Here is a 25262-nt window from a genome sequence, read left to right as displayed (position 1 = left end):
CAATGTGCTAAACCTGACCTAAACGCTGCATGGCAGCAGATGTTAGATATTTGTTATACACATCTTCATCACCTTGATAATGCCTACTTTTATATCCGCCCGTGATTTCTTTAGTTTGAGAGAATCTGCTTATCCGATTATTCTGCACATCGTGAAACTGTACATGAGTAAAGCTCCATGCAGTGTTTCCACTTCCATCTTTAAAAACTTTATCGCCGTCGACAAATTGACCAAAACTCGGCTCCCCTTTGCGCCATGCGTCACCTCGGCGATCGTAGGTCACATAATCAACTACCATTTGGTTGCGAACATCTATATAGGTTCTTTTCTTTCCGACAGGAGCGCGTGGATAACCCGTAGGTTCAGCATCTACTACAAGAACCTCAGGAATCAACTGCACTCTTGTGCGGAAGAAAGATTGGCCTTTAGGGCCTCCATGAACTGGTTTCTCCCAATTTTCCAGTTTGCCATCCCAGTTATTACCGATAGCCCCAAGGAACGGCTTACGCTCTACAATTTTATAATTTCCCCACGTTAGCATTGGGTCGCCAGCCGACCATGCATCCGATAGAAAAAATGAAATTCCTGGCACAAGTGGTTCGAATCGTTGGTTTGTCGGGAAGGTTCGAACTCTTCGAAACGCTGGAAGATAACCTACTAAATTTGGAAATTTACGCTGATCATAATGCCATGTGTTCAAGAACGACGTACCTGCCACATCGTTTGGCGCGGTAAACCATACGGACTGATAACGCAAATAATCTTTTTTCCCTTCAAGGTAAGGTCCGTCGCTTCCTACTCTTGCTGTTGCGTTCAATTCCGCCCAAGGGAAATCGTATTGATAAGTTACGTTGCCTTCAGGATCGATATCCCAGTCGCGAATAGCATAGAGTGAGAAATTGTTCCGTCCCCAACTTAATGTTAGGTTTGCAGTCGCCTCTAAACCTGATTTTGCATCCGGAAATGGCATTCCCCCTATCCATGGTTCCCCAGTTGCGGCTACTATAACGTTTCCGTCTTTGTCCAGACCTGCTTTACCTGCATTTTTGATAGTAGCTTCAAACATATCGTGTCCAAATAACTTAGACGCATCGGTAATTGGTGCGACTAGCTCTAGCTCACGCCCCATATCTTTTATTTGCATGTAGGTAATCGGATCCATCAGATCCTTGACGTACTCCACATTGTTGGCGTTGATTACATCGCCAACTTTAACTTTGCCTTTGGTTAGCATCTCAATGCTGGTTAGTTCTTCTGGGTAAGCCTTTGCTGGATCATCCGCGCGGGCAATCAGTGGAAACAACGGCGCCAACACGCCTGCTGACGCACCAAGCGCAGCTTTTTTTAACAATGATCTTCTTCCGTAGTTAAAGTCATATTTTCTAATGTGCATACGAATTACCTCCACAAGTACTTATTATCAGCCCTTTGTAATGAGACAGGGCTCGCTCAACAAACAACCTTCCGAGATTCAGCAGCATCTGACTCAATGAGCTCGTTCAGGCTCGTATTAGCTGCTTTCAACACGTCTAAATCCAATTTTTCACCGACCAGCAAGTCATGTCGATACAGAAACTTTGGACGTATCAGCATTACCAGAAGGGGTAAAACAATTAGCGCCAATGCCATATTTACTAACATGATTAATGTCAGTAACAGCCCCATGTCAGCCATAAACTTCAAGTCTGCTAGGAAATACCATGGGACGATACTGACTAGCATAATGGACGCAGTGAATAGAATTGCCTTACCCGTGGTAGTTAGCGCTCGTGTTAGTGCGCCCTCAATGTCGTGATCATCTACGTCGAACTCTTCACAGATTCTCGACAACAGATAAATTCCGTAGTCGATACCGACACCAACACCGATTGCGGCAACCATCAGTGAGTTGATATCCAGACCAATGCCCAGCAGATGCATGGTGGCATTGAGCATAAAGGTGGACAAATTAACTGGAATCATCAGCATCAGTGCTGCCACTGGAGTCCGGTAGGCATAGCTGCAACTGACAAAAATGAATAAATTGAGAAGGCCGATAATGATCCAATGGTAGCGAGATACGACATTGTTAGTGGCTTGCTGCAGCGCTATGGTTCCCGTACCGAGCCTGACTGAAAACTCATCATGGTCCCGGCCAACTTTTTCAACGGCTGCGTTGGCAGCTGCAAGCGCGGCATCCACGGTTTCCTGTTTGTTGTCCTTGTACCAGAAAGAAACCGTCGCGTGCTGCTGCTCGAAGTCAGTCACGTGAGAAAAGGCTTTCGCGCTCGAGCCCATCATTACCGCATTAGCGGCCGCATTCGTTGCGCGATCATTTGAGTCCAGAGGCAACCACTTTGGATTTCCTCCGGAAAACAGCCTGTTGCCCTCACTCATATAGTCAGCGAACGACAATGATGCGCGAGGAGCTTGATCACTGCTTTCCAGCAGGCTCTGTAAGCCCAGCATGGCCGCAACTGTTTCCGCTTGGCGAGCGACTCTGACCTCACCTCCTGGATCTTTGGACTCAAGAATAATTTCCAAGGTATTTACGCCGGGGAATCTGCTGTTAATTTCTGATACCGCAGTATTGAATTCTGAGTTAGGCCAAAGAAGATTACTCCCTTCCACCGGGTTGCCAATCTTGATTTGCAAAGCGGTGTATATTGAAAAAACAGCTAGAATCGAAATTACCACTCCTGTTTTCTTTGCATGCCTCCTACTACTCAAGGAGGCTATTCCCAACAATATTTTGTGGAGGATAGCCTGGGCGCCCATGCCACCGTTTTTACCAGATACTAACTTGTCGATATTTGATGGTTTGGGCAATGCCGCCAACATCAGAGAAATGAGCACCACACCTGTAGGAATCATTGATATTGCCCAAAACCCACAAAAGTAAGCAAATCTCTCCATTGCAGGAATCGGGGCGACAGAGATCAGCAGAATGCCGAATGCGTCAGTTAGAATCCCCAAAACACTTGGCGCAAGCATTACTCCCATGGTTAGCTCGGCAGCTTTCCCTTTATCGTGAACCTGCTCGTAGATCTCGTAGTAACGCTCGACAAACTGGACACAGTGAGAAAAGGAGCGCGCAACAAGCAGCAGCGGAACAATCATGAGCAACGGCTCGATCGGCGCACCTATCCACCCAGTGAGGCCAAAACCCCAAATAGCTGCTACAGCGCTAGTCACGATTGGGGTGATGACTCCTACAACATTTTTCATGTACAGGACAAGGAAAAGGACCAGCGCGGACAAAGTGACACCAAAGATCCAGAACATTTGCCCTTCCAGGTGGTAGACCCAGCCCGTCAATGCGGGCTGACCAGCCATGTGAATGACGTGTTCGTCGTCACTATGCTTTTCAATTAGGCTGGTGGCGTATTTAAAAATGTCGCCATAATCCAGTAGGCGCTCAATAAAAGTCGCCGTTACAATGGCCGCGCTACCGTCTTTGGCAACAAGAAAGGTGTTCGCATTGGGCGAGCGCTCAACGCGCTCCTTAAACTCTGCGATCTCATCTGGCGTTTGAGGAACCTTGTCGTCCATAAGAGGTCGAACATCAATACCATATGGCGTGGCTTCGATAAACCTGGCCTTTGAAGAAGCTAACGACAGAATCTGATCGTGATCCACTCCGGGAGCAAGGTCGATCTCACGTGTTAGGTCCCATACCTTTTGGAGTGATGTCGGGTTGTAGATATCACCATTCTTGTTTTCGATCATTAAGGTCAGGGTGAGAGGACTGCCAAAGTTAGGGTGATCTTGGTAAACTTGTACATACGGGTCATCGGCGGGAAGCAAATCTGAAAAGATAGTTTTTAGCTGCACACGGGGTAATCCGGCAGCGAAAAATGCCGTTGCTAGCACGAAAAAAATCCATGCTAATATTCGGTGCCTCATGAGCCACGCAGCTATTCTAAATTTTAGAGCAGTCATCGATTTCCAGTACCTTTATTTAAGCTTTCACGGTCGCCGCTAGCGACCTAAATTATCGTTTTGCTTTATAACTTTAGACCCAATTTTCTCGCTGCCAGCTTAGATATGCTGTTAGGATTCAGCGGGATCGCAATATTATTTTCCCAGCCAGTGAATGCAGCCCGTAGTGAACAGCTCGCATGGCAAGTTGATTAGAAAATAGCTCTCTCGACGCGATCGCGTCCAATACCTTTAACCTCCTGATGCGATACGCCTTGGGTATCGCACGGCTAGACCGCTTGCTATTCGTGTGCCCGCTATATAATGAGTTAACTAATTGCTGAAGTGATGGCATTTCGGAGGCCACGTAAAATTAACGCACCTACTTTAAATTGAAGGCATGCCAGTAATTGTCAGAGAAAGATTTTGAGAAAAGACTTACTTGCGTAAAATTATTAAATGGAAATTATTTCATGGCGCTAGAATAGCGTTATGACCAAAATATAAATTGACGCCCAGTTCCGCGCACGCTAAGGCGGCCCGCTGCGTACCATCCGAGCAATTTACTTAGCATAGCGCTGATACCGAATGAGTATCAGTATCGGACAATTAAAGTATTAGACGCTAATAGGCTCCATATCTAAAATCCCTGCTATAACGACGAAGCGTAAGACAGAGTGGTAACATATTTAATTATAAACCTAACAAATTAGCTAATTATCTCAATTTGTCCAGATGCATTCTTCTGAAACAAGATAATTCACTCATGCTAGAAGTAGGTCAATGTGCGAATAAAGAGACTCTTAGAACAGAGCAGCGAAGACATGGTTTTAAACCCTATGTAACAATACATCGATTTTGATGAACGAACAATTATTTCGGGTATTACTAACACCTATCCATCCCGGTCTTTGAAAGTAGATGGGACTTTTGCCCGACCTTGCCGGGCTTTTTTAATTTAGTTTGAGATAGAAATCGACAGGTTGATTGCTCGAAGGAAAATTCAATGCACCTGCGCAAGTATCCTAAATTTTTTCATCGACGCGAATTTCTGAGACGCACCTCTGCTGGTATTGTAGGCGCCGGCCTTCTCTCACCATTGTGGGAGGCCATCGCCAGTACCGGTGATGTTGCAAGTGCATATCCTGACGAACTGCTTTCTATCGAAGAATATACTGGTGGTAAAATCAGCGCCGGTGACACCATCGATGCCTCGAATGTCGAGTACGTGAAAGATTTACTCGAGCCCATTCGTTATCAGCAAATACTTACTCAGGGACGCACTTTAACTATGCGTCACACAACCACGGATATTATGCGACTTTCTCCGTGGGAGTACATAGAGGCGACACTGCGTAATGCAGGCCTTGGGCGATTTGACAAGAAAGGTAATGTCGTAACGACTGAAGGCGAGCCCTGGATTGGCGGTAACCCGTTTCCGAATCCGACTTCAGCTGAAGAAATCTATGCAGCTCAGGTACTCAGCTGGGGAAGGCACGACGCGTCACTTTATGCAATGAAAATGCAGACAGTGGATAAAAATGGCCGGGATAAATTTTCCTATAATGGATTATGGGCCGAGATGAATAGCGTATCCCGAGTCGCCATGGATCCGAAACCCTATTGGGAAAAATTCAAAGATAAATTGCGTTTTCAATCCTTTATCGCTTTATCGCCGAACCAATCCAGAGGCACTTCGTTCCTAAGTATATGGGACTATGACCAGAATAAATTCCCTTTACTGTACGGCTATATTCCAGAATTCAGACGCATTAGGCAGTTTCCGACCGATCAACGCTTTGAACCACTACTACCCGGCACTACGCTGTATTTATCTGATGCTTGGGGCGCCGGCGACCCTATGCGGACCTGGGGTGAATTCAAAATTGTTGGCCGAGGGCCGTTTCTAGCCGGTATCTCTGACAATTGGAGTGACGACCACGATAACTGGGAGCAGATCCGCCACGGTGGTCCAGAAGGGAAATCTTTTTTCAACACCAAAGTTGAATTGGTGCCAGAGGCCATTATTGTAGAAGCCAAGCCCACGGCCTTTTCCAGAGCACCTGTGTCAAAGAAACATTTATGGTTCGATGCACGCAATCAGGTACTGATTGGTATGGTAACGTACGATCGTAATGGTAAACCATTCCGTTCATTTGATGGGTCTTACAGCTTGTATCAAACTGATAAAAACGTGGTTATGGATGGGCAACACCCTTATTGGAGTTGGACTCAACTTACTGCTTCGGATATACAGACCAACGAAGTTACACTTATTCAACAAGTGAAGGAATTGGATGGTACTTATAAAACTATAGTTAATGACCCAATAATCTATGAAAGATTTCTAACCCGCGCCTCTCTTATCCGAATGGGTAAATTCTAAACGTTAGGACAGCATCACTTCTCTTTTTAAGCCAATCTAAAAGAATATAAAACATCACTAAGGTGTAAAATAAATGGAAAAACATTGCGTCATCATCGGTGGCAGCCATGCAGCGGCAATGCTGGCGGCGTCACTTCGTCAGGAAGGCTGGGAAGGGATGATATCAATCGTCGGTGCTGACCCTACACCTCCCTATCACCGCCCACCCCTGTCGAAAGGCGCCCTTAACGGCGACAAGAGCGACAACGATCTGCTGATCCGTCCCGCCGAGTTTTACGAGAAGAACAATATTGATCTGGTGCTTGGCTGTGACGTCGCCAAGATCGATCGCAATAACAAAAAAGTGATCCTCCACGATGGCGCGGAAATCGCTTATACCAGGCTGGCTCTGACCACCGGCGCCAAAGTCCGCAAGATTCCCATTCCTGGCAGCGGACTGGAAGGCGTCTGCTATCTACGTGATCTGCGCGATGCACATCAGATTCGTAAATTTATCGGCAGTGGCAAATCCGCGGTCGTTATTGGTGGGGGTTATATTGGCCTAGAAGCGGCTGCCTCAATGCGCAAAATGGGCATGAACGTCACCGTACTGGAAGCACAACCTCGAGTACTGGCGCGTGTAACTTCGCCGGAAATCTCCGCCTTCTACACCCGTGTTCACAACGAGGAAGGCACTCAGGTGCTGACAGATGTCTCGATTGAACAAATCGAAGGCGAGAAATTTGTCAGTGGTGTGCGTCTGGCCAATGGGCGAGTTCTTCCTGCCGATATCGTACTGATCGGTGTAGGTGTATTGCCTGCGACCGAGTTGGCCGAAGCCGCCGGTCTGGAGGTTGATAACGGCATTGTGGTGGATGAGTTTGCACGCACCAGTGACCACGATATCGTCGCGGCTGGAGACTGCACCCGACACTACAATCCGATCTACGATACCCAGTTGCGTTTGGAGTCAGTACAGAACGCCAACGACCAGGCGAAGGTCGCAGCCAAAACCCTGTGTGGCAAGCTCGAAGCCTATCGCGCACTCCCCTGGTTCTGGTCAGATCAATATGACCTGAAGCTGCAGATTGCCGGTTTCTCCGCCGGTTTTGACAATGTCGTGCTGCGCGGCGATGCCACAGAAGGTCGCAGCTTTGCGGCGTTCTACTTTAAAGGCGACAAATTGCTGGCGGTCGATGCCATCAACCGACCCAAGGAGTTTATGCTGGCCAAGCGTTTTCTGGCCGAGGGTAAAACCGCTGACCCTGGTAGGATTGTGGATGAATCAGTGGATTTGAACGATATATTTTAATCATACTGAATATTGGCTAATTCTATAATTGGTATCCTGAGCGTATAAACAGGTGAAAATTATGGTAACGCTTGGTGTTCATGACGAATTTTGTTTAGTCTTCTTCGGCGGGGAGGTATCTGCCAAGTTTGGATGTGCGATAAATGCATAAAAAATATAACTTCAGGCTAACTCCTTTAGTACTTCAATCGCGTTCACGGACGTACCCCTACGGCAGTTCCCTTTCCTCAAGTTCCTTCTGCATCTGTACCCACCATTGTATCCGCATTTTCTAGTTTGCTCTGCGCCTCTGTTTCGCCCACCAATCCTTTGGTTTTCTTGTTGTCTCGAAGAAGCGTTTCAACTGTCTCGGTAGTCTTGTCCTCGGCGTTTTGTGCGTTCGACGAAGTAGACTGGCGCAGTGATTGAGCTGCATCCGCCAAGGTACCTGCCCTGTAGTATTGCAAGATGTCGCCCACCGCCTGGGCTAGATTGTAGTCGGAAAAGTCCATCTGCAGACCCGCCAGAAGCCGCGGGCGAATCAGGGACCGATCGGTTCTCATTTGCAAAATCAGTGCTGCGGAAGCCTGGTCTGCGAGGTAGCTCTCGTCATACTTGGTAGCTGTTGTCTGAATAGCGGAGGACAGGGTGGAGAAAATGGTCTTAGTTGTCTCTACTGTCGAGACTGACGATCCCAGCGAAAGAAGTGATCCTCCCATGCCGAAGCCGAAATCGCGGTGGCTTTGGTTGGCGCTGATATTCCCCTCGTAAGTTTGATACCGCCAATCGACGATGGCCATCAAGTCTTTGATGATCTTGTTTCGCTCTCTCTTATAGCAGCCCTCAACAGCATCGGCTGACTGCAAATCAACGCATTTTTCAAGTTCGCCGTCGAAATCTTGTTTGGAGTATTTATCGGCCAGTTTGTTCATGTAGTCTAGATTTCCGCCAAGCGGGTTAATAGGGATGCTGGCCAGACCACACCCACTAAGCGTAGATAGCAAAGCGACGGTAATTATGATTTTCTGCATTATTTGAACTTCCATATAGATAGCATGAGAGTTGCACCGAAAAAGAGGGTCAGCGCGATCCCTATATCTGGCCACCCTTTCGGGGATAGCAAGAGCTGGGACCCTGTTACCACCAGTCCGAACGGTAGTCCTAATAATCCGACCCAGACTCCAATAGTGACGACTAATTCTGCAGTTTTGTTGGTCGGGCCAGGATGCTTTTCCTTTGAATCAACATTCATTATGCAATCCTTCTTCGGATGATAGGTGTGTCTGGTGTTTACAGAGGATGCAACCGTAGGCTAACTTTCTTCGCACGAAGAAAAATGCGCACAGGGGCGCCCTCTCCCTTTTTGTTAACGATACTAGGCTTCTCATCGACCTTGTTTCGGTGGCATGCTTGGGTGTTGGTGCTTAGGCCGCATCTTGACTCCGTTGACAAGGGTCCGTGCCTTCCAGTGTCATTTCCAGAACAGGGAAATCCCACGTCATGTGGTAGAGCCTGGCGACAATGAACTCAGATCTTTTTCTTTCGGGAGAGACCTCGGAGAACCGAACGGCTCGATCAAAGAGATCCTCGATCAGGCCGCCCTTGGTGAGCTTAGTCAGGCCGATTTGAGCGGCTAGGTATAGGTTGCCGAAGTATTTGTGGGCCGTGTCAAGATCCTCTCCGCGGATGAGCATTTCTGGCAGGCCTATTCGGTTGAAGCCGACAGTGGTGCTCTTGTTGCCCCCGGCCAGCCCAGCCTGGTGGTCGATGTAAAAACCTGATCTGAGAACTTCTTCTGCGATCCTCTGTTTTTGCATCTCAAGTCCGTTTGTAAACTGAAAATTCATTTTTTAGCTCCGGCTAATGATGTGTATCTTTAGCAATATCATGGAAGCCGAAACCAGCAAGCCTACTTTCATATGAAATCGTGAAATTTTGAGTGAAAGGTCGGCATCTATCCGCGTCACCGACCCTGGATTGTCGCGCTCCACCAGGTTTTGAGGTGCGCGCTGTTAATTTCTGTCGCTTACCGCTATTGGTGTTGTTTGACCTGTGCGGATAGACAGACTGCTTGTGTCGGTGCCATGTCCCTCTTGGTCGTGGCCATTGTCGATAACCTCTACAATTTCGCCGTCGCACATATAACACCAGCCCACGCCAGTTACGTAGGCCGTGACAAAGTTGCAATTGTCCATAGTGCGGCCTCAGCCCCGGTCTTCGTCAGCGTACATATCAAATCTTTCGCCATCAGGCTCGGGGTAGTCGTCGTAATGCTGACCAGGTAGCGACTCCTCTGAATCTGGTCCTCCAGATGTTTCTCTGGCGAGCGTAGATCGGCCAGCGGGGGGCAGGGACATTGCCGCTTCTTCGTTCGCGTCCCAGATGGAGCTGGGGATGCCGGTCGATTTGCAAAGTTCATCCAGTTCGTCATAGAAGGATTCAGTAGCACCCATTGGCACAATATAAAAAGCAGTTGGGTCTGGCTTTGTATCAGTGATTATTGCTGCGGCAACGACATCAGTGGAGGAAAGGTTGTACCGCATGGACTTGATAAAATAGCGTCGATCCGAGACAAGCCTTTCCAGTAGCTCCCGCTCATCCAGGGACTCAAACGGAAGCCAGTTTTGATCTACTGTTATAAATGTGATGGTTTCGACCTGTGGGTTCCCAGATGCAGATAGGTAGAACGTCATCATTGCGAGAAGGTGGATCGATTCGTCTTCCTCAAATAGCGCGATTTCTGCAGCAAAAGCCTTGTTGACTCTGCCGAAGACGTCCTCCGCCATGTAGATCGGCGCGTCTGGCATGTGCTTGATAATCAGTTTGCCGCCAAACCGCGATGTTTCTATTGCCTTTATCTCCCCTATCATCAACGCAAAGGGGGTCTTGCCCTTCTCAGCCTTTAGGCCAGAAAGGAATCGGCGCCGACGGCCAGCTATTTCATCCTTTTTGTCTACGGAGAATACTTCTGGTACCCATGTGCATTCGGCGAGAGGGCTTCGTCGAGAGAGCTTATTCTGTGAAGCCTGGAGCAAGTGATGCCTGACAATGTGCCAGTTTCGCTTCCCCTTCATTTTGGGTGACCACCGGGTTAATCCAGCCTCTTCGTACAAGTATTCAAAATAGGCTCGCATAGAAAGTTTTGCGGGATCGGCATGAACGGTCTTCTTTTCACCGGCGCTTGCGGTAACCGGGTCTCTGCTGGATGCCAATTTTGACAGGGGGAATGCGAGCTTCAGGGATGTCAGGCCAGAATCGTGGTCTTCAACGATCGCTCGATTCTGTACCAACCCTCGGCCAGATAGACCAACGGGGATCTCGTATGAGTCACAGTCGGGGTGATGTTCAGACCCCTTGTTGGGCATACGCTTCAAAATGTAGGAATTGTTGACCCTGGAAACGTACATTGGCACTGGTGGAGACTTGCAAAGGCAAAGGGGGTGATGACTTTCTGTGTGGGCGCGCTGGAGATAGTCTTGGAAATCGTCGTCTATCTTGGATACCGCTGCCCCGAAGAATAAATAGTCCGTCATTTCCCCCCCTTCCCCTTGGTTAGCAAGGGTCTGAATAGCGGTATCTGTTATCGTAGTCCCGATTGATATTTGAATCGCAACGGTAATACTCAAGAGCGCTTCGGACTCGCTCCCTCAAGGATCTGGAAATATCCCAAACCTCAAGGGAGGGGTCATCAGACAGGTAGCTCAGCGTTATTTTGCTGGTCCGATGATCTACGCGCTGAATTTTTGCACCAATAACCAAATACAAGTCGCCATGCTGGCGGAAGCCTTGTGCATACCGGAATTTGGAAGGCACATCAAAGTTGCGTTTACCGCTGCGTCTCAAGTCAGGATCGACGGGATCAACTCTGGCCCGGTGGAATTCATCATCGAGCGGGGTGGGAAAGCTGAATTCCCTTTGTACGACGTAATAGGCGTGCTCTACGCTGTAGGGAACCTCGAAACCAATACTTCCGGCTGAGTGAGTGGCTTGTCGCTCCTGAGCGGCTTTCTGGCGCGGGCTGTAGGGAGAGTCAACAGCAGGGTCATAGTTCACTGGCTTCCCGGTGATTGGATTATTCATGCAAGTCAGGCAGGTGCCATCCTTGGTGTAAGTGTGCTGTCCGGAAGCGCACCCTATAGCTAAAAAAGCGAATACAAAAACGGTGAGGAGTTTCATTGAAATAGTCCTTTAATAGTACGTTCCATTTAAAGCTACCCCACCTTTTCCAACCAGCAACCCCTAGTTTGCTTTGTTGTAGTTAATTGCCTGAAGCACCAGGTTATACAGGCTAGACTGCGCCGCCTTGGTGCTGCTGTAAGCCTTGTCATAGCCGATTACATTAACTGCAACGAGCGACTGTCCCCTTTCATTGGTATAGGGATAGGCAGCGATTACGCCCGTAATAGGGCCGGCAGCGCCGTTGAATGTGCCTCCCAGGTAGTAAGTGTCACCTGATTGGCGATAGGGCTTTTCCTGCAATGCTAGGCGAATTTGCTCTTGCGACATGCCTTGCGCGCGCATCTCATCAGCAGACCTCACGCCAAAGAACTGTTTCAGCTTGAGGCTGGTAATTGACGGCATCCAGATGGAGTTGCCAACTACCATTCCATCGGCGTGAACGTAGGCGGTACGGTCGCGAAAGTACAGATTGTCCTGGGGCAGAGAGGAAAACCCCCGGTTGACCATTTGGGCCGCTTCCACTCTGAAGCTGGCGTGGTTAGACGCGCTTTGGCCTCCGGCGATGGTGCTGCCAGGATGGGTGCCTGGGTCGTAGTTGATCGGCTTTCCCGTGATGGGGTTATTCATGCAGGTCAGGCAAGTGCCGTCTGCGGTCGTGATGTGCTGACCAGAGGCACAGCCCTCGAGAAACACCGCCCCAGTGAGCGCCAGTGCCATGCCCAGTTTTCTTGTCCTTTCCATCTATTTGTGCTCCATAGTTGATTTTTTGCGTCTATGGTAGACCAATGGACACCCAAAAGTGCTGTTAGGACACATCTTGTCAGCTCATTTGGCAAAAAAATATCCATTTTGGGGCATAAGTCTCTCCCCTAAAATGTCTCCGATACCTCGTCGCTCCCAACAAGCCGGATACTCCAGCGCGAAAAGGCGAGGTAAATGGTGTCGCGCTGGAACAGCTCGTCATGGAACATCTCTATTGGGAGAGATGCCTGAAAATCATTCGTCCCCATTTCCTCAAGGGTATCGGTAAGTTGGTCAATATCGCCGGACGGGCGGCAGCCCTCTGCATACACTTTTAAGTGCGGCGTGTCGCCGGGGGCGTCGAGGATGGCGTTGTCATCAAGCAACGGGGTTGTGGACGAGCTGTAGAGGTAGACCCCGTACCCAACAACGAATTGGAGGGTTGTCGGGATCTTTGCTGTGTCGATGCCGGACGGGACGATAAAGCCGCTTTCATTGGGCTTTGCGCCAGCCTTCCAAAACGCTGGGTTCGAGATGTGCTCGAAAGTGGGCTTGCAGGCCGGGTGTTGTCTTGCGTGCTCCACAAGGGTTAGCACTTCGCTTGCGCTGAATCTCAAAATCATTGGTGTTCTCCTGGTCGGTGGTGAGAGCCGGGGATTGCCCCGGCTCAGTGCTTCGTGGTTAGGCTTCAAGAACAGAAAGCAAATAGCCCTCGTCAACAACCTTCACCCCGAGCTTTTCGGCCTTGGCCAGCTTCGATCCCGCCTTGGCTCCCGCGCATAGGGTGGTGACGTTCTTGCTTACCGATGAGGCGACGCGACACCCCTTGGCTGCGAGCCTGGCTTCGGCTTCGCTGCGCGTCATGGAATCAAACGTCCCCGTCAGCACCCACACCTCACCAGATAGCGTGGATTCACTACTGGGAACTGGTTGGCTACCTTCCGGCCACTGCATGCCGCCATAGCGGAGGCGGCTAATTTCTTTGATTAATTCGGGGTCTCGAAAGGCCTCGTATGCCAGCTCTGCCATCACGGGGCCGAACAACTCCACCTCAAGCAACTGCTCCTGAGTGGCTGCCAAAATGGCGTCCAAATCATTGTGGAAGTGTTTTGCCAGTTCCCGACAGGCGCTGCGCCCAACTTCCCGGATGTTCTGGGCGGCGAGAACTTTGTCCAGCGTGGTTTCCCGGCTGGCTTGAATGCCCTTTTTGAGCTTTTCGGCAGATTTTTTGCCCATCCCCGGCAGCTCTGCAACAGCGTGGTAGCAGAGGTAATACAAATCGCTGGGTCGGCGGATGAAGTCGGCCTCGTAAAGCTGTTCCACCAGGCGCTCGCCAAGGCCATCAATGTCCATGATGTCGCGACGGGCAAACCGCTTAATCAGCGCGACGGCTTGTGCTGGACAGCTGGAGCCGCCCGTGCAGCGATACGCCACCTGCCCTTCCATTCTAGCCACGGGGCTTGAGCAGGACGGGCAAACGGAGGGCATCAAGATTGGTGTGCGATTTTCGGGTCGTGCTGAGACTGATGATACTTTGGGGATGACATCGGCAGCGCGCGACACCACCACAGTATCCCCAATCGCAAGCCCGAGCCGCTCGATCTCCTCCATGTTGTGGAGAGTGGCGTTGGATACGGTCACGCCACCAATGGCAATCGGTGAAAGCCTCGCCACCGGGCAGAGAACGCCAGAACTGCCAATCTGGAAGTCAACGGCTGTCAGGGTGGTTTCGCGGGTGTCTGAGGGGAATTTATAGGCGATGGCCCACCGGGGGGCGCGAGAGACGAACCCCAGTTCCGCCTGACTGAAAAGAGAATTAACCTTGAACACGATGCCATCAACCAGATAGTCGAGACTGTCACGGACGGAGGCCAGTTTTTCGCAATAGCTCTCCATGTCCTTGCTGGTCAGCACTTGGGAATACTCGTTCACCTGAAATCCGATCTGCTTCAAAAATTTCAGCGCGGAGTAATGGTACTCAGCTGCTGGAGAGGTCTTGATGCTTTTCGGTAAACCGCTGCATTCAGCGATGGAGTAGGCGAAGAAATCCAAGGGCCGACGCATGGCTTTGGCGGAGTCTAACTGACGCATGGTTCCGGCAGCAGCATTGCGGCAGTTGGCGAACTTGCGATCCGAGCCGCCCTGTTTGTTAAGCCGATCCAGCGTGGACTTACGCATGAATACTTCACCCCTGACTTCAAGCCTATTCGGGATCATTGGCCCCTCAAGCTGGATCGGAATGCTCTGGATGGTTTTGGCGTTGTGCGTGACGTCCTCGCCCACCTGTCCGTCGCCGCGAGTAGCCGCATAGGCCAGCTTGCCATCCACGTAGTAGAGGGACAGGGCCAAGCCATCTATCTTCGGTTCAGCGACCCATTCGTGCTCGCTGGTGCCAACGACAAACTTATTTAGCTCGTCCATGTCGAGGGCATTGTTCAGGGATAGCATGGGTGTGGCATGGCGGATTTCGCCGAAGGATGACAGCCGCCCTCCGCCCACGCGCTGAGTTGGCGAATTGTGGTTGATGAATTCTGGAAACTGCTTTTCCAGCTCCTGAAGCTCGCGGAAGGCGCGGTCGTAGCGTTGATCGCAGACGGTAGGTGAATCGAGCAGGTAGTACTCTTTCGCCCACTGGATCAGTTGAGCGGAAAGGTCAGCCATAGTCTGTTCGGGAGAAATGTTGGTTGCTTTAAGGACTAGCGGGGGCATTTGAACAGAAACTTACGGTTTCGCCTTCACGGATCCACCTCAAACCGTAAATTCCTGCGCAATATTCACCTGCCTCATTTCATGGCCGGGGATTGAGATCTAGCGGATACTTCTTTAAATCCAGGTAATCCCAGTTATTTCTGCATACCCAGTTCATCACTGTACCCGGTGGATCCGGGTTTTTAGTAAAGGTCTTTACCGCGCTTTCGTACTGCTCTAAAGAGCAGCTGTCCTCGCCAAATTGTTCTTGGTTGGTACGTAGTCCCGCAAGGTCTTGGGCCTCGAATTGTGATCGAAAGGCTGTGACGGTTTGATCCGGATTGATGGCGAAGAAAAAGTAGTCCTGGGTATCCAGCATGGTTGCAATTACGGCCTGAATGATCGGATTTCCGGCAGGTACCAGGCCGTGATACGTCGCATGGCCATAGAATTCAAACCCAAAGTGAAGCACCTTGTACTGGCTTGTGCCAAGAACTGAGTGGCCGAAGTTCATGCCTCGCTGCGTTACCTGGTTCGGTATTGGACTCTCTGGCCGCACCGCGATGAAACCGCACTTTTCTTTCCGATCCTCCACATAACCCAAGGCGAAACACGGCGCTTGCGCGGCCATAAGATCGCGGATCAACAATTGATTGACTGTCAGGCGTGGCAGGAAGTTGTGGATTTCGCCCATCTATTTCGTATCCTCTTGTTCAATAAAGTAAGTGCCATTGGGCAATACATGTTTATATGGCAATAGGGAGATATGAGCCAGCAGGTCGTCATCCACTGTCTCACCCTGCTTTCTGAGTTCATCAACGATATTGCTGATCCTGGAGGTGTTCCAGTACAGGATCGCATTGGACACCATGCTTAAAGCGCTGGCCTTGTTCATAATCTCTAGGTAATCACCGGTGGTGAACTCGCCTTGGTTGGCAAAGAAGATCCAGCGCGGCAGGTTGTGCCGATACTCGCCTTTGTTGAGTTGGAGCTGAACCGTGCGGCGCAAATCCTTGTCGGTAATGTAACGCAGGATGTATTCGGTTTTTATGATCCTGCCCAGGTTGGTGAAGGCCTTCGCCAGCCGGTCGGAGGGAAAGCTGTTGGTCAGTCGCTCCACAATCACATGTGCCGGAGCCGTGCGTTCCTTTAACGACGTGGCCACATGAATCATTTCATCCCACTGCTCTTCAACAATATCCAGATCCGCCGTCTTGTTCAGTAAGGGCGTGAACACGCCGTAATTGACGTTACGCTCCACCCGGTAGAGCTGTTGATCCTTGAGGTCGCGGATCCGGGGCATGAAGTAATACCCCAGCAAATAGCACAAGGCGAAGATAATTTCGGTGTAGCCGTGGGTGTCGGTGGTATGTTCGCGGATCTTCAGAATGGTGTTGTTTTCCAATATTCCATCGAGGACGTACAGCGCTTCCCTGGGATTACAGGAAATGGCCTTGGTGCTGTACACCGAGTATTGATCGGACACATGGGTGTAGATGCCGATCGCTTTCTCATAGTAGCCGTAGTACCGGGGATAATAGGCCGCCAACAGGCTGTCGGCCCGGATCCGGAAGCGTTGCGCATCCGATGACGACACCTGGCCGGATCCGTGTACCTCACTGAACGGTAATTGGTGGTGCTGGTTCACGATCTCGGCGCTGGCCGCCGTAATGGTTTCTTCGCGCACGTAAAACTGCAAGACGTGGCGCAGCATGTCCACAGTTACGTCATCAACGCTTGCACTCATGGCCACGACACCAAGATTGGTGGCCTGGGAAATCAGGGCCGAAATCAGCGTTTTATAGAAATTCTTGGGCCTGGAGTGATGTTGCTGCACCGGGATAAAGTGCCGGGTGAAATTGGTTTCCCTGTCCACCTCCATCAGCAATTCTTCAATGCGAATGGTGGGCATACTGGCATCGATGACCTTCTGGAGTTTCTTCACCGCCTCAGGGATTTCTGCCTTGTCATCGGGCAGGGTTTTCAGCTCCCCGGCATCGAGCTGGCGAATCAGTTGTATGGACTTCAGGAGGGGTTCAGTACCGGGTTTGGCCTGGAACGGCAGGTGCAGGAACTCCGGGAAATACTTGCGCAAACTGGGATAGCGAGCCAGCAGCAAATCACCGTAGCCGCGCTCTTCCAGGCGCTTGAAGATATGCAAATCATCCACCGATTCCAGCAGCTTCTTTTCATCGATGCGTTGCCACAGATCCACCTTGGTCAGCGGCTTCTCATCCGGCCAGTCCAGAACCAAGTGGGTCGCGTCCAGCACTGTATCGATGGCTTTCTTTTGGCGTTTGCGAAATTCACGGTGCTTTTTCTCATGAACCTGCTTGCCCTTGCGCAGCATGTCCAGGATGTACTGATCATGCATTTTCACCAGGTGATCCAGCAGTACCTTGCGCGTTTCCAGCAGGAAACACAGCATCAACGAGTAACGCTTGTTTTCCTTGAACCGTTTGATGTCCTTGGCGTTGTAGCGGCGAGCCAGTTTGTAGAGGTAATCCATAAACGCCGGATCCACGATTCTGGATTCAATGGCATCGATGCCGGTACCGTCAAGGGAGCGATAACGCTCCAGGTAGCTTTGAATCGAGGTGATGGTGGCTGAAGGTGGATATTCTTTCAGAAGGTAGAACAGTGATCGTTGATCACCTGGTGCGGCAATCAACAGCTCATCGATGGCCTGCCGGATTTCCACGGACAGTTGCTGGTAGAGAGATTCAAACAGTCGCTCATGAACATCGGAGCAGACACTGATAATCAAGCGCTCCATGACACTTGGCCCCGGCAATATTACCTTGGTACTCAGAAGATATTGCTCTGCACGCAGAAACAATTCGTCAGGCAAGTAACCTTGTTCCGCTTGCTTGGATAACCACGTTTCCAGACTGGCCTGTGCGGTATCGTCGTATTTGGAAAAGCCCAGGTAGGTCAGGATGTTCTTGCGTTGCTCGGAAAAGGTGGCATCTCGATCCGGGGTGCTGATGGTCAGTGATGGCGGCAATTCAAGCTGGCTATTCAGGTAGCTCACAATGCGCCGCGACAGGTCGTTGACCTCCACTAGGAAGCGGCCATACAGGCGCACGGCGCAAAGCTGGATGGCAATGAATAAGCGGGAGTTGGTGCGGTAGCGATTGACTTCTTTCTTGTCGGTCTCAGATAGCGTCCAGTCCCTGGCCATTTCCTCATCGGAGAAGTCCTGCGGCAATGTCACCGGCTGGTAACGCTGCCTCTGGGTCAGGAACTTCTCTTTGGCGGTCATGACGAAATCCCAGGCTATTTCTTGAAGGCGATATTCCAGACCCCTTCAAAACGTTTTCTCAGCAAGGGTTCCGGGACGTGCGGGGTAAAAGGCGCGTACTTTTTTACGGCCTCGTAAATCTGCTCTTTCTCCTTACCCTTGATTTCTTTCAACAGGCGCACCGCATCCTGAATGTCTTTGTCATGGCGTGAGGCGTGAACTTTGTGGGCCAGGAGTTCTTCCCAGCTCGCGGCTTTTAAGACCAGGAAGGGATGCTGAAAAATAATAACATTGGACGTGGTTTCCAGACCGAAAAAGCTCACGCTGTCATTGAACCACAGCGATTTTTCATCAGCCGCCAACCCCATTTCTTCACCGACCTGCTTGATCAGTTTAATCAGCAACTGTTTGTTGGCCGGATTCTCGGGAAAGATAGCATCGACATCCTGAGTCATGGCGCGGGAGTGGAAATACATCAAGCTGATAATGCCGCCGCAACAGGTGAGTTCCAGCCGCTTGTTTTCCTTCTGGAGCAAATCACCCAAGCGTTTAAGTGCTTGGGTCAAGGTATGGATACTGATTTGTTTGCCGGTGCTGGAATACTGGTACATGAAAAGTCCTTATACAAAAAACATGAAGTCGCGTGGCGCAAAAATATTGCGCTTGCTGAAAATGGGCGACACCAAGTCTCCCTCGTAAAATTCCCGATATTCTTCAGGGATGACAGAAAATTCTTTTTGTACTGCCGGTACGCGCTGACACCAGTCAGGTGCTTGCGCAGGGTGAGACTTCGGCGGCTCCGACCAGACTTCGGCCATGCGCTCCAGGAAGCAGGCCTTGAGCGCATATTTCAGCGCATCTTTTTCGTGGGGATCCGGCACCAGGGCCAAATCCCACTCCTTGCGCCAGAAAAGCTGCACGTCATCCATAAAGGCCACTGTGTCTTGTTGAATGGCTGATTCGCACATGCGATCCAGAACACCACCGGGCGTCAGAACATCCCGCTTAGGGAGTGCATCGACCTCCAGGGATACGTTCAAACCCAACTTGAGCGCCATGTTGACCAGGGCGTCCACGCGGAACTCTCTGGCTTTGCCTTTAAGCAACGCACTTACCCGTGGCTGGGAAATGCCAAGACGCTCGGCGGCTTCGATTTGGGTCAGATGGTTTTGAACCAGAGTATCGCGCACGGCGCGAGCCAGGGTTGCCCGGATTTTCAGATTCTCTACCTGGATGGCTTCATCATTTACGGCCTGCATCGCGGTACCTCCAGCAAGTGCTCAATGCCAATTACAGGCACTATACCACAATAACTATAAAATATATATTTACTTTAATAATTGTAGAGTAAAGAAAACCCTCGTTTTATTAACTGATTCGCACAGGCCTTGAAAGACAACGGATTTGCAGTATATCTGAAGTTAATATACTCGGTTAATAATTCAATGTTAATATACAGGCTGCAATTACGAGTAAATTAACTTTTTGCGAGCGATGACCGGGTAGCTGTGATAACCGCCAACTTTTTTGGCCCGGTGGAAGAACCCCCAAATCTGTAAAGTTTGCCTGGAGAGTGAAAAGCACATGCTGGTTGGTTATGCACGAGTATCGACTGACGATCAAAACCTCAACCTGCAACGAGACGCCCTCGACCAGGCTGGGTGTGAGCAAATCTTCGAGGATCAGCTTAGCGGTGCCAAAGCGGAACGCCCAGGGCTACACCAGGCTTTGCAGTACGCGAGAGCGGGTGACACCATAGTGGTCTGGCGGCTGGACCGCCTGAGCCGGTCACTCAAAGACCTGATTGAGATGGTGACATTGCTTGAATCCAAGGGAATCGGCTTGAAGAGCCTCCAAGAAGCCATCGACACCTCATCCAGCTCCGGCAAGCTAATTTTCCATATATTCGGAGCGCTGGCTGAATTTGAACGGAACCTGATCCGTGAGCGCACCCAGGCCGGACTCCAGGCAGCGCGAGCGCGTGGACGAAAAGGCGGTAGACCTAAGTCGCTCAACAAAGATAAGCAGGCCTTGGCCGTGAAGCTTTACGATGAAAAGAAACACACCGTGGATCAGATCTGCGAAATGATGGGGATCTCAAAGCCCACGCTCTATAAATACATCGACGCCGCCAAAGGAAGCCAGTGGAAGAACCCTCGAAAATGACGAGTTACGAACAGCAGCCTCTGCCCTTGCTTTGTGGCGAGAGCTGTATGGGTGGGCAGGGAACCGAACCATAGGAGCAATAGACACAGCAATCGCCCGCCTTGGGCTTCAGCACTGTATGGCACTGCTCACACTCATAGAACCACTGACAGGCATCCGTCGGCATGGTTTCCCGTTTCTTGAGCCCACAATCCGGGCAGGTAAGTTCGGACTCCAGAATAACGTCTTGCGTCATAACTACTCCTGCATGACTTCTGTCGATGGGTACCCTGCATCTTGTGTCGCCTTGGTAAGCAGATCCACACTGGCTTTTTGATCATCATAGACGACTACAGCTGATTTGGTTTTATAGTCCACATCAGCCTGCTTGACGCCATCGACCTTCTCCAAGGCTTTACGCACGGTGATGGGACACATCGCGCAATTCATGCTCGGTACCGACAGCTTCACGGTACGGGTATCTGCCCACGCAACGCTTAACAAACCACTCATAAGTAGGGCAAAAATTAAAACCTGTTTCATACCATTTTCTCCTATGCGAGCCAGACCAGCCAATAGGGACTCAAAATCAGCAACAGTGCTACAACAGTAAAAATCCAGAAGAAGAGCTGATAACGCTGTCGATTTTTGGGGATAGCGCACACGCTACCTTCAGGGCAACGTTCAATAGGTCGATGAACCTGCCAACCAGCCCAACAATAAAGCGCAACCACAATAGCAATGAAATACGGACGAAATGACTCAAAGGCTGTTAGTGTACTGATCCAGGAACCACTAACTCCCAGTAGCAGCAAAACAAAGGGGCCAGCACAACAAACACTCGCGCCAATGGCAGCGACCATGCCACCACCCAATAACCAGGCAGGTGTATTTTTTTTCATGTCGAAATACCTCTGAGAGGCAGTATAAACTCCGTACTATACTACGGAGTCAAGAAAGACGGCGACCTACCGGAACCAGCGCGTCGATGACTGGGCAAGAAGCGGTATCGGGATTGGACTGGCACGAAGTAACCAACTGTTTCAGACTATTCTCCAAGCGTTTCAGATCTTTGATTTTGGCTTGAACAATATCAAGCTTATGTTCTGCCAGGTGTTGAACCTCGTGACAAGACCCAGTACTCAATTCAATCAATGCATGGATTTCGGCAAGCGTAAACCCCAGGTGCTGGGCACGCTTGATAAACAACACTTTGGTCAGAGTATCTTCGGGATATTGCCGGTAGCCCTGGGGCGGCTTGTTCGGTTGTTCGATAAGATTTTGCCGTTCGTAGTAGCGGATGGTTTCGACATTCACGCCTGCGGACTTGGCGAGCTGGCTAATAGTATACATAGTGGCATTAACAAGACCGTATTTAAGTACGGAAATTATAGCCTGGAGGCCACGCCCAGTATACGCGCTTAATTTAGCCACTTTCTCAACGAAGGGGTTTTCGTGCGAAAACCTACGGTTTGAGGTGGGTCCGCGAGGGCGAAACCGTAAGTTTCTGTTCAAATGCCCCCGCTAGTCCTTTTTGGGCTTCCACGCTATTTCAACACCTGCCTTGGTATACATGGACGTGTCTTGAGGGTCAACGTGGGTTGAAAAGCAGCAGGTCGCCCTAATGCGAACCATTCCGTTAATTCCGCTTTTGGGGATCGGTAGCGGGACTCTCAAATATTTCCCAGGTAGGAGTTCGCCCTGGTACAGTATTTTTGCGACGCCTGATGGGGATCGTATTAAGTCTTCAACCTCATCGATCACTTTTCCCCAGCCAATCTGAAATTGCTCTTGTTCGTTTCGCTGGGCGGAGTTGATCAGTAGCGCCTTTATCGCAAGAGGAGAAATATCGTGGCCAAATAAGGCGCGAATGCCGACCGCCTTTCGCAAAAGATAGGGCGCGGAGAAGCTGGTGCCTTGTTGCGGAACAATTTCTGGGATGGCTGAGGAGTTTAAAACATGAAAGTATTGATGATGAGAGCCGCCAAAGGCGAGCAGATCCGGCTTTACTCTACCTGGCGCTCTCCCTGGCCCGCTTGCACTATAGCTCGCTTTTTGCCAACTCTGATTCATTCTATCTGAAGCGCCGACAGCTATCGCATTTACGCTATCGGAGGGCACTTGTATTCTATTCAACCCCAGCGATTCATCATTTTCCCCGTTATTGCCCGCGGCTATAGTTAATAAGGTTTCACCATCTGCGAGATAGGAGTCCAACATCGATGTCCATGGATGAATCTCATCGTCGTCTATCGGTAGATCAGGGCCGAGGCTGATGTTTAAGAACTCATATTGGCGGGAAATTAAGATATCCTCAATATGGGTTAGCGTCCTATATAGCTCAAGCGGATCTTCGGTATCAATATCGCAATCTAGAACTCGATGGTGATCAACAAATGAATACGGTCGAGGTGCCTCACTCTCGTGGGGTAGCGGCCCAAATAGAAATGCCGATGTCACGCCCAGGCCGTGATCCGTGCCACCTGGGTAGTCTGACGACGCTGAATCAGACAGCTTGTATTCATTTAGCCACGGCTTAATCGCGTGAGTTTCAGGAAGCCCTCCATCTAGAATAGCGACGCGCACATCTGATGCCAACGGCGGTGCCGTGGGTAGTTTGGCCATCGCTGAACCTGGCAGCGAGCGCACCAGGGGCCGGAATGACCGCAGAGGCGCTATCGGCCTTACAACCCGCACGAAGGAGTGACGTGCAAGCTCGATCGCTTTATCTGGATCGCCTATTACGGGAATAAACCATAAACTTGATACCTCCAGTGACAACTCATCCTTGCTTTGGAAGCCCAGCTTATGCGCATAAGCGAGAAAGGATTGTTTAATAAACTCGGAGGTGCCGCCCGGTATGAATTGTATCCCGACCTCAAAATATCCCGGCTTGGAGGATTCGTTCTGTTTTAGCTTTGACGCTGCGGAAACACTGCTAAATCGCCAGACCTTCATTAAGTCCTCAGAAAAAGGCGACTCTTCCGTAATGCCTTGAAGTTTATTGGCATAATCTTCAAAATTTGTGATTTTCCCAGCAATAAAAAGGCTCGTCGATGGGGATGGCTGTGGCGCGCCTTTTCTCATCCATTTGTCTGGCTTGACCTCAGTCGCCTTGCTGCCAATAGACCTTACCCCCATGTCACGGAGCAGCTGCTTTGGATAGTGGCCTTTTGCTATAAACGATGGATGCAGCGTCATTTCCGCGACGGCGTATCCCCGTGGGCAAAGATCGGCATCAAGCGTTGAAAATTCCTTGTTGACGTGTTCGAGCTGTGGTCGAAGCCTCGCCACTACCTCGTTGATGGTGTAAAGGTCTCTACTCTGAGGGTTAATTTTAGGTGGCGGCGTTATTTTTGCCAGCTCTTCAGCCTTGCCGATCAGGTAGTTTGTCTTTTTCGCCATAATAATGTCCTTATTATTCGTTCTCGCCCAATTTCTTGCGAATGGTGTCCCTGCTCACGCCGAGAAGTTTAGCGGCGCGTTGTTTTGGAAAGGCATGCTGGGAGACAAGTTTAACCGCTAGCGTTATTCGTTCCTGCCGCGAAAGCGTATCGATATTGGGAATTAATTGCTGGATGCCAAAATTCTCAAATCCCTCAGGGTTGATCAGCTTCATTTTGCGAAGTTTGTAAATAGCTCGTTTAATATTGCTATACGATTCGCCCCTCAGACTGTCGGCCAGTAAATCCAGGTAATTTGTGAATTCAACGCGGTCATCGCCAAGGAATTCGATGACCGCTTTCTTGATATTTTCGTCATTCGGCAAACTAAAGGTGACATCCAGATCAAACCGGCGCCACAAAGCAGGGTCGACAAGCTCGGGGTGATTTGTGGCGGCCACCAATAACCCTTGATCTGGCCAGTTTTCGATCTCTTGTAGAAGCACGTTTACGAGGCGCTTGAGTTCGCCAACATCGGAGTCATCGCTACGTTTTTTTGCAATGGCGTCGATCTCGTCAAGAAACAAAACGCAAGGATGACTTTTCGCATAGTCCAGGACCGACCGCAGGTTGCTACCGGTTTTCCCTAGCAGACTGCTCATCACCGCCGTAAGATCCAGCACATAGAGAGGCAGGTCGAGTTGTTGAGCCAACCAACCCGCCGTCATGGTTTTGCCGACCCCTGGCGGTCCTTGAAAGATTAATGCACTGGCAGGGCTTAAGCCCTTGAGCGCGAGCTGACTCGCATGACGCCTTTCCATCAATATCTGCTGCAGCTGATCGCTTACGGCGCTGTCGAGGAGTGGCGCTGCCACAGGCGCGCCATGATACCGCCGAAGCAGTGCCAGCTCTAACTTTTCAGGGATCTCCTGCTCAGGGTGGCGCCCTTTCCGCAAGACCCCGTTTGACCTGGAGGTCTCCGATTTCAGCAACGCCTCGAGTTTTGACGCGTAATCCGGGTCTGTCCTACGCGCTTTCCGCACCAGTTTGGCGATGTAGAGCCTCACGTCGGAAGGCTTGCCTTCTAATGCCAGCCTTGCGATTTCCAGCGTTTCATTGGGTTGCATACTGCTTACGCCATTATAAGTGACTAGATTGTGTGTTTATGCATCATTCTAGTCACTGAGAATTATAAAGTACATAATTACATGTAGTTAGAAATCAACATAGATGGCTATTACTTCCACTTTCAGCACTTATTTGTCACAACTCATGCGATCTGCGGGTTGGATGCGTGGCAAGGCGGGGAAAATGGTATTATCACAT

General features: G+C 50.2%; 24 protein-coding genes. 3 read left to right on the top strand and 21 right to left on the bottom strand.

Going from position 1 to position 25262, the window contains the following annotated elements:
* Nucleotides 1-7: 7 nt before the first annotated feature.
* Entirely contained in the window at nt 8-1393 is a 1386-nt protein-coding gene (locus C0068_RS01420) for a DUF1329 domain-containing protein (RefSeq protein WP_103682714.1), read from the bottom strand.
* Nucleotides 1394-1449: 56 nt separating this feature from the next.
* Nucleotides 1450-3813, bottom strand: a complete 2364-nt coding sequence (locus C0068_RS01415) for an efflux RND transporter permease subunit (RefSeq protein ID WP_233208702.1) — start codon at nt 3811-3813, stop codon at nt 1450-1452.
* A 1093-nt stretch (nt 3814-4906) separates the two neighbouring features.
* On the opposite strand from C0068_RS01415, the gene C0068_RS01410 reads away from it, so the two are divergent.
* Entirely contained in the window at nt 4907-6286 is a 1380-nt protein-coding gene (locus tag C0068_RS01410) for a DUF1329 domain-containing protein (RefSeq protein WP_103682712.1), read from the top strand.
* 73 nt (nt 6287-6359) lie between these two features.
* The gene (locus C0068_RS01405; protein ID WP_103682711.1) at nt 6360-7577 is read left to right on the top strand and encodes an NAD(P)/FAD-dependent oxidoreductase; all 1218 of its coding nucleotides are present in this window, start codon (nt 6360-6362) and stop codon (nt 7575-7577) included.
* A gap of 227 nt (nt 7578-7804) precedes the next feature.
* Here the strand turns inward: C0068_RS01405 and C0068_RS01400 are convergent, their stop codons facing one another.
* The 13 genes from C0068_RS01400 to C0068_RS01340 all read right to left on the bottom strand — a co-directional run bounded on the left by C0068_RS01400 (nt 7805) and on the right by C0068_RS01340 (nt 19667).
* A complete protein-coding gene (locus C0068_RS01400; protein ID WP_146047818.1) occupies nt 7805-8488 on the bottom strand; it encodes a hypothetical protein in 684 nt (227 codons plus the stop codon).
* 98 nt (nt 8489-8586) lie between these two features.
* Nucleotides 8587-8808, bottom strand: coding sequence for a hypothetical protein (locus C0068_RS01395; protein ID WP_103682709.1), 222 nt, complete (start codon nt 8806-8808; stop codon nt 8587-8589).
* Between the two features lie 172 nt (nt 8809-8980).
* Nucleotides 8981-9403: a DUF4262 domain-containing protein gene (locus tag C0068_RS01390; RefSeq protein WP_103682708.1), complete on the bottom strand. Its 423-nt coding sequence runs from the start codon at nt 9401-9403 to the stop codon at nt 8981-8983.
* Between the two features lie 165 nt (nt 9404-9568).
* Entirely contained in the window at nt 9569-9751 is a 183-nt protein-coding gene (locus tag C0068_RS01385) for a hypothetical protein (RefSeq protein ID WP_103682707.1), read from the bottom strand.
* Between the two features lie 9 nt (nt 9752-9760).
* On the bottom strand, nt 9761-11089 hold the full coding sequence (locus C0068_RS01380; RefSeq protein ID WP_146047817.1) for a DUF1173 family protein: 1329 nt from the start codon (nt 11087-11089) through the stop codon (nt 9761-9763).
* Between the two features lie 19 nt (nt 11090-11108).
* A complete protein-coding gene (locus tag C0068_RS19425) occupies nt 11109-11732 on the bottom strand; it encodes a hypothetical protein (RefSeq protein ID WP_146047816.1) in 624 nt (207 codons plus the stop codon).
* Between the two features lie 63 nt (nt 11733-11795).
* Entirely contained in the window at nt 11796-12476 is a 681-nt protein-coding gene (locus tag C0068_RS01370; RefSeq protein ID WP_146047815.1) for a YgdI/YgdR family lipoprotein, read from the bottom strand.
* A 128-nt stretch (nt 12477-12604) separates the two neighbouring features.
* Complete coding sequence (locus C0068_RS01365; protein ID WP_103682704.1) at nt 12605-13099, bottom strand: hypothetical protein; 495 nt, start codon at nt 13097-13099, stop codon at nt 12605-12607.
* Between the two features lie 58 nt (nt 13100-13157).
* On the bottom strand, nt 13158-15185 hold the full coding sequence (gene ligA, locus C0068_RS01360) for an NAD-dependent DNA ligase LigA (protein WP_103682703.1): 2028 nt from the start codon (nt 15183-15185) through the stop codon (nt 13158-13160).
* 79 nt (nt 15186-15264) lie between these two features.
* The gene (locus tag C0068_RS01355; RefSeq protein ID WP_103682702.1) at nt 15265-15858 is read right to left on the bottom strand and encodes a hypothetical protein; all 594 of its coding nucleotides are present in this window, start codon (nt 15856-15858) and stop codon (nt 15265-15267) included.
* Nucleotides 15859-18429 carry a Tn3 family transposase gene (locus C0068_RS01350; RefSeq protein ID WP_103682701.1) on the bottom strand — a complete coding sequence of 857 codons (2571 nt, stop codon included), beginning with the start codon at nt 18427-18429 and terminating at the stop codon, nt 15859-15861. It lies immediately after the preceding gene.
* 14 nt (nt 18430-18443) lie between these two features.
* On the bottom strand, nt 18444-19019 hold the full coding sequence (locus C0068_RS01345) for a hypothetical protein (protein ID WP_103682700.1): 576 nt from the start codon (nt 19017-19019) through the stop codon (nt 18444-18446).
* A gap of 9 nt (nt 19020-19028) precedes the next feature.
* Nucleotides 19029-19667, bottom strand: coding sequence for a helix-turn-helix domain-containing protein (locus C0068_RS01340; RefSeq protein ID WP_103682699.1), 639 nt, complete (start codon nt 19665-19667; stop codon nt 19029-19031).
* Between the two features lie 325 nt (nt 19668-19992).
* On the opposite strand from C0068_RS01340, the gene C0068_RS01335 reads away from it, so the two are divergent.
* A complete protein-coding gene (locus C0068_RS01335) occupies nt 19993-20574 on the top strand; it encodes a recombinase family protein (protein ID WP_103682698.1) in 582 nt (193 codons plus the stop codon).
* A gap of 4 nt (nt 20575-20578) precedes the next feature.
* Here C0068_RS01335 and C0068_RS19755 read toward each other — a convergent pair whose 3' ends face one another.
* The 6 genes from C0068_RS19755 to C0068_RS01305 form a co-directional block, all read right to left on the bottom strand.
* Nucleotides 20579-20809, bottom strand: coding sequence for a GDCCVxC domain-containing (seleno)protein (locus C0068_RS19755; protein ID WP_103682697.1), 231 nt, complete (start codon nt 20807-20809; stop codon nt 20579-20581).
* A gap of 2 nt (nt 20810-20811) precedes the next feature.
* Nucleotides 20812-21096 carry a mercury resistance system periplasmic binding protein MerP gene (gene merP, locus C0068_RS01325; RefSeq protein ID WP_103682696.1) on the bottom strand — a complete coding sequence of 95 codons (285 nt, stop codon included), beginning with the start codon at nt 21094-21096 and terminating at the stop codon, nt 20812-20814.
* Nucleotides 21097-21107: 11 nt separating this feature from the next.
* Entirely contained in the window at nt 21108-21455 is a 348-nt protein-coding gene (locus C0068_RS01320) for a mercuric transporter MerT family protein (RefSeq protein ID WP_103682695.1), read from the bottom strand.
* 49 nt (nt 21456-21504) lie between these two features.
* Nucleotides 21505-21906, bottom strand: a complete 402-nt coding sequence (gene merR / locus C0068_RS01315; RefSeq protein ID WP_103682759.1) for a mercury resistance transcriptional regulator MerR — start codon at nt 21904-21906, stop codon at nt 21505-21507.
* 171 nt (nt 21907-22077) lie between these two features.
* Nucleotides 22078-23958, bottom strand: a complete 1881-nt coding sequence (locus tag C0068_RS01310; RefSeq protein WP_103682694.1) for a S8 family peptidase — start codon at nt 23956-23958, stop codon at nt 22078-22080.
* Nucleotides 23959-23971: 13 nt separating this feature from the next.
* Nucleotides 23972-25063 carry an AAA family ATPase gene (locus tag C0068_RS01305; RefSeq protein WP_103682693.1) on the bottom strand — a complete coding sequence of 364 codons (1092 nt, stop codon included), beginning with the start codon at nt 25061-25063 and terminating at the stop codon, nt 23972-23974.
* Nucleotides 25064-25262 lie beyond the last annotated feature (199 nt).

It is taken from the genome of Zhongshania marina (assembly GCF_002915595.1).
GTDB classification, from domain to species: Bacteria; Pseudomonadota; Gammaproteobacteria; order Pseudomonadales; family Spongiibacteraceae; genus Spongiibacter; species Spongiibacter marinus_B.
The sequence above is the reverse complement of the archived record's forward strand: the minus strand, read 5'-3'. Positions and strand labels throughout refer to the sequence as shown.

Excerpts from the sequence above, each read along its gene's own strand:
- C0068_RS01420 (WP_103682714.1), bottom strand. The coding sequence starts at position 1,393 with ATGCACATTAGAAAATATGACTTTAACTACGGAAGAAGATCATTGTTA.
- C0068_RS01410 (WP_103682712.1), top strand. The coding sequence starts at position 4,907 with ATGCACCTGCGCAAGTATCCTAAATTTTTTCATCGACGCGAATTTCTG.
- C0068_RS01405 (WP_103682711.1), top strand. The coding sequence starts at position 6,360 with ATGGAAAAACATTGCGTCATCATCGGTGGCAGCCATGCAGCGGCAATG.
- C0068_RS01400 (WP_146047818.1), bottom strand. The coding sequence starts at position 8,488 with ATGAACAAACTGGCCGATAAATACTCCAAACAAGATTTCGACGGCGAA.
- C0068_RS01395 (WP_103682709.1), bottom strand. The coding sequence starts at position 8,808 with ATGAATGTTGATTCAAAGGAAAAGCATCCTGGCCCGACCAACAAAACT.
- C0068_RS01390 (WP_103682708.1), bottom strand. The coding sequence starts at position 9,403 with ATGAATTTTCAGTTTACAAACGGACTTGAGATGCAAAAACAGAGGATC.
- C0068_RS01385 (WP_103682707.1), bottom strand. The coding sequence starts at position 9,751 with ATGGACAATTGCAACTTTGTCACGGCCTACGTAACTGGCGTGGGCTGG.
- C0068_RS01380 (WP_146047817.1), bottom strand. The coding sequence starts at position 11,089 with ATGACGGACTATTTATTCTTCGGGGCAGCGGTATCCAAGATAGACGAC.
- C0068_RS19425 (WP_146047816.1), bottom strand. The coding sequence starts at position 11,732 with ATGAAACTCCTCACCGTTTTTGTATTCGCTTTTTTAGCTATAGGGTGC.
- C0068_RS01370 (WP_146047815.1), bottom strand. The coding sequence starts at position 12,476 with ATGGAAAGGACAAGAAAACTGGGCATGGCACTGGCGCTCACTGGGGCG.
- C0068_RS01365 (WP_103682704.1), bottom strand. The coding sequence starts at position 13,099 with ATGATTTTGAGATTCAGCGCAAGCGAAGTGCTAACCCTTGTGGAGCAC.
- ligA (WP_103682703.1), bottom strand. The coding sequence starts at position 15,185 with ATGCCCCCGCTAGTCCTTAAAGCAACCAACATTTCTCCCGAACAGACT.
- C0068_RS01355 (WP_103682702.1), bottom strand. The coding sequence starts at position 15,858 with ATGGGCGAAATCCACAACTTCCTGCCACGCCTGACAGTCAATCAATTG.
- C0068_RS01350 (WP_103682701.1), bottom strand. The coding sequence starts at position 18,429 with ATGACCGCCAAAGAGAAGTTCCTGACCCAGAGGCAGCGTTACCAGCCG.
- C0068_RS01345 (WP_103682700.1), bottom strand. The coding sequence starts at position 19,019 with ATGTACCAGTATTCCAGCACCGGCAAACAAATCAGTATCCATACCTTG.
- C0068_RS01340 (WP_103682699.1), bottom strand. The coding sequence starts at position 19,667 with ATGCAGGCCGTAAATGATGAAGCCATCCAGGTAGAGAATCTGAAAATC.
- C0068_RS01335 (WP_103682698.1), top strand. The coding sequence starts at position 19,993 with ATGCTGGTTGGTTATGCACGAGTATCGACTGACGATCAAAACCTCAAC.
- C0068_RS19755 (WP_103682697.1), bottom strand. The coding sequence starts at position 20,809 with ATGACGCAAGACGTTATTCTGGAGTCCGAACTTACCTGCCCGGATTGT.
- merP (WP_103682696.1), bottom strand. The coding sequence starts at position 21,096 with ATGAAACAGGTTTTAATTTTTGCCCTACTTATGAGTGGTTTGTTAAGC.
- C0068_RS01320 (WP_103682695.1), bottom strand. The coding sequence starts at position 21,455 with ATGAAAAAAAATACACCTGCCTGGTTATTGGGTGGTGGCATGGTCGCT.
- merR (WP_103682759.1), bottom strand. The coding sequence starts at position 21,906 with ATGTATACTATTAGCCAGCTCGCCAAGTCCGCAGGCGTGAATGTCGAA.
- C0068_RS01310 (WP_103682694.1), bottom strand. The coding sequence starts at position 23,958 with ATGGCGAAAAAGACAAACTACCTGATCGGCAAGGCTGAAGAGCTGGCA.
- C0068_RS01305 (WP_103682693.1), bottom strand. The coding sequence starts at position 25,063 with ATGCAACCCAATGAAACGCTGGAAATCGCAAGGCTGGCATTAGAAGGC.